3 protein-coding genes are annotated in these 4,240 nt (G+C 66.6%); all 3 read right to left on the bottom strand.

All coding sequences use genetic code 11. The features are described 5' to 3' along the window. Positions 1-30: 30 nt before the first annotated feature. A complete protein-coding gene (locus AC27KI_RS19775; protein WP_284429449.1) occupies positions 31-2,973 on the bottom strand; it encodes a ribonucleoside-diphosphate reductase subunit alpha in 2,943 nt (980 codons plus the stop codon). A gap of 387 nt (positions 2,974-3,360) precedes the next feature. After that, on the bottom strand, positions 3,361-4,002 hold the full coding sequence (ampD, locus tag AC27KI_RS19770) for a 1,6-anhydro-N-acetylmuramyl-L-alanine amidase AmpD (RefSeq protein ID WP_487090400.1): 642 nt from the start codon (positions 4,000-4,002) through the stop codon (positions 3,361-3,363). After that, positions 3,986-4,240, bottom strand: a 255-nt coding sequence (locus AC27KI_RS19765) for a helix-turn-helix domain-containing protein (RefSeq protein ID WP_487115409.1), incomplete at its 5' end; no start/stop codon positions are given. The genes AC27KI_RS19765 and ampD, both read right to left, overlap by 17 nt.

The following is a 4,240-nucleotide window of genomic DNA, read 5'->3' as shown; positions in this document are numbered from 1 at the left end:
TCGATCAGGGTGCCGCGCATGGCGTGCGCATCACTGGCAGGCTTCGCAGGTCGGGTCGTCGATCGCGCAGAACTTCACGTCGGTCGCGGGCAATGCCGCGGCCTGTGCCTGTGCTGCGGCCGCAGCGGCTTCGAGCGCGCTGGGCTTGGATGCGGCCTGTGCGCCGCCGCCGTCGGTGCCCGACGACACGGCGTTGAGCTGGCGTGTGTTCACGGTGCTCATCTCGACGTGCGTGGCGCTTTGCGTGCGCAGGTAATACGTGGTCTTGAGGCCGCGCACCCAGGCGAGCTTGTAGGTGTCGTCGAGCTTCTTGCCTGATGCGCCCGCCATGTAGATGTTCAGGCTCTGCGCCTGGTCGATCCACTTCTGGCGGCGCGATGCGGCCTCGACGAGCCACGACGGCTCGACTTCGAAGGCCGTGGAGTACAGCGCCTTGACGTCCTGCGGCACGCGGTCGATGGAGTGCAGCGAACCCTTGAAGTGCTTGAGGTCCATGACCATCACGTCGTCCCACAGGCCCAGGCGCTTGAGGTCGCGCACCAGGTAGCCGTTGATGACCGTGAACTCGCCCGACAGGTTCGATTTGACCGATAGGTTGCCGAACGAGGGCTCGATGGACGCATCGACACCGACGATGTTGGAGATGGTGGCGGTGGGCGCGATGGCCACGCAGTTGGAGTTGCGCATGCCGTCCTGCGCGATCTTCTTGCGCAGCGCATCCCAGTCCAGCGAGGACGAGCGGTCCACTTCCACGAAGCCGCCGCGGGCTTTTTCCAGCAGCTCTAGCGTGTCGAACGGCAGGATGCCGCGGTCCCACAGCGAGCCCTTGTAGCTTTCGTAGTGGCCGCGTTCCTTGGCCAGCTCGGTCGAAGCCCAGTAGGCGTAGTAGCAGATGGCTTCCATGGATCGATCGGCGAACTCGACCGCGGCCTGCGACGCGTAGGGAATGCGCAGTTCGTACAGGCTGTCCTGGAAGGCCATGATGCCCAGGCCCACGGGGCGGTGGCGCATGTTGGAGGCGCGGGCCTTTTCGACGGCGTAGTAGTTGATGTCGATCACGTTGTCGAGCATGCGCATGGCCGTGGAGATGGTCTTGCGCAGCTTGACGTGGTCGAGCTCGCGGCCGTTCGGGCCGTCCTTCAGATGGCGCAGCAGGTTGACCGAGCCGAGGTTGCAGACCGCGGTTTCGGTGTCGCTGGTGTTCAGCGTGATCTCGGTGCACAGGTTGGACGAGTGCACCACGCCGGCGTGCTGCTGGGGCGAGCGCACGTTGCAGGCATCCTTGAACGTGATCCAGGGGTGGCCGGTCTCGAACAGCATGGTGAGGATCTTGCGCCACAGGTCGGTCGCCTGCAGCGTGCGCGAGGGCTTGATCTCGCCGCGCGCAGCCTTTTCTTCATAGGCCACGTAGGCCTTTTCGAAGTCGGCGCCGAACAGGTCGTGCAGGTCGGGCACGTTGGAGGGTGAGAACAGGGTCCAGGTGCCCTTTTCCATGACGCGACGCATGAACAGGTCGGGAATCCAGTTGGCCGTGTTCATGTCGTGCGTGCGGCGGCGGTCGTCGCCGGTGTTCTTGCGCAACTCCAGGAACTCCTCGATGTCCAGGTGCCAGGTTTCGAGGTACGTGCAGACGGCGCCCTTGCGCTTGCCGCCCTGGTTCACGGCCACGGCGGTGTCGTTCACCACCTTGAGGAACGGCACCACGCCCTGCGATTCGCCGTTGGTGCCCTTGATGTGCGATCCCAGTGCGCGCACGCGGGTCCAGTCGTTGCCCAGGCCGCCGGCGAACTTGGACAGCAGCGCGTTTTCCTTGATCGATTCGTAGATGCCGTCGAGGTCGTCGGGCACGGTGGTCAGGTAGCACGACGACAGCTGCGAGCGCAGCGTGCCGCTGTTGAACAGCGTGGGGGTGCTGGACATGAAGTCGAACGACGAGAGCACCTCATAGAACTCGATGGCGCGCGCTTCGCGGTTGTCTTCCTTGAGCGCCAGGCCCATGGCCACGCGCATGAAGAACGCCTGGGGCAGTTCGATGCGGCTCTTGCGCACGTGCAGGAAGTAGCGGTCGTACAGCGTCTGCAGGCCCAGGTAGTCGAACTGCTGGTCGCGCTCGAACTTCAGTGCGGCGCCGAGCTTTTGCAGGTCGTACTCGAGCAGGCGGGGGTCCAGCAGGTCGTTGTCCACGCCCTTCTGGATGAACACGGGGAAGTAGTTCGCGTAGGCGGCGCCCATTTCGCCGGGCGCCACGTCGCGGCCCAGCACCTCGCGCACGATGGTGTGCAGCAGCAGGCGGGCGGTGGCGTAGGTGTAGTCGGGGTCTTTCTCGATCAGGGTGCGGGCGGCCAGGATGGAGGCCTTGTACACCTCGTCCATGGGCACGCCGTCGTACAGGTTGCGCATGGTTTCGGCCACGATGGGCGCGGCCTGGATGTCGGCGCCCAGGTTGGAGCAGGCGGCCTGGATGAGGCTCAGCATGCGCGCTTCATCGAGGGGCACGCGCTGGCCATGGTCGATCACGTGCAGGGTGGGCACGGCGGGGGTGCGCTGCTCCTGCTGGTGGGCGCGCTCCTGCGAGCGGCGCTCGCGGTACAGCACATAGGCACGCGCGACCTCGTGGTGGCCACCGCGCATCAGGCCCAGTTCGACCTGGTCCTGGACGTCCTCGATGTGGAACGTGCCGCCGCCCGGGCGCGAGCGCATGAGGGCGCGCACCACGTTCTGGGTCAGCGTGTCCACGACTTCGCGCACGCTGGCCGAAGCGGCACCCTGGGTGCCGTGCACGGCGAGAAACGCCTTCATCAGGGCCACTGCGATCTTCTGCGGTTCGAACGGCACCACTGCGCCGTTGCGGCGAATGATCTGGTAGTGCGTCAGCAGGTCGCTGCCGGGCTGCGCCGCCGGCGATTCGTCTGCGGCAGTGGGGGCTTGCCCGGTGGCTTGGCTGGTGGATGAAGGGTTTAGCGCAGCTTGCATGAAAGGTCCTTTGGGAGCTGTCGGAAAAGGCGGATCTGGCGGGCCGTAAGGCGGCGCCAAAGCGGAGAACGGGGTGGGGGTTGGGTGCTGGCCCACACGCTATATCTAGGGTGTGCAATGGTAGCAAGACACTACCGGTAGTGTACAGCGCCCTCTGCTCCGGATTCTGGAAACATGCTGTTTCCATGGCCTGGAAGCCGTGACCGAGGCATGGCGCAAAGGCCGTGTGGATGCGGGTGGGGGACGGGAAAACGTGGTCTGGCGCAGTACGCCGGGCGTTTTGACTTCACGAGCCGCGTGGGCACTGTCTTCCATGGCGGGAGGGCAGCGGGCCCAGAGTGTCGCGGTTTGGCGTCCCGCGTGCAGAGGGTTGGGGAAAACCCTCAATTATGGCGGTGGTCGGGTTGACTTCCGTGGAAACACGGCGGGTGGCCACGGCAGGTCCGCTCGAAGCCGTTGCCAGTCGAAGCCCGGCCCCGGGTCCTGCTTTCTGCCGGGAGCCACGTCTTCGTGGCCTGCCACGTGGGCGATGGGGTAGCGCAGCGGCAGTTCGGCGCAAAGCCGCGCCAGGGTGGCGTATTGGGCGGGCTCGAAGGTCTGGCCCTCCAGCCCTTCCAGTTCGATGCCGATCGAGTCATCGTTGCAGTTGGCGCGGCCCCGGTAGCTCGACGGCCCGGCATGCCAAGCCCGCAGATCGCAGTCCACGAATTGCCAGAGCCGGCCGTCGCGCTCGATGAAGAAGTGGGCCGACACCTGCAGCCCGCGGATGCCGGCGTAGTAGGGGTGCGCATCCCAGTCGAGGGTGTTGGTGAAAAGCCGGCGCACCTGCCCGCCGCCGTATTCGCCGGGGGGCAGGCTGATCGAATGCACGACGATGAGATCGATGACCGCCTGGGCCGGGCGGGGGCCGAAGTTGGGCGAGGGCTCACGCGTGGCGTCCCGGTACCAGCCGCCGTCCCACACCGGCCTGTCCCCCGCCTCCGGGCAGGGCACTGGGCCGGGGTGCGGTGCCTCATTCGCTGTCGTCATTCGCGTCGCTGTCGTTGGGCGCGGCGATGTCCAGGCGGGCGATCCGGTAGCGGATCTGCCGCAGGCTGATGCCCAGCCGCGCCGCGGTGGCGGTGCGGTTGAAGCCGGTATCCCGCAGGGCCCGCACCAGAATCTCGCGCTCTTGCTGGTCCAGCCAGGCCTGCAGGTCGCTGGGCAAGGGCACGGAGGCGGCCGGGTTGGCGCTGCGCGGTGTGCCGTTGCCGGGCGGATCCCCCCC

Source organism: Acidovorax sp. KPB24-03 (assembly GCF_057546605.1).
The sequence above is the reverse complement of the archived record's forward strand: the minus strand, read 5'-3'. Positions and strand labels throughout refer to the sequence as shown.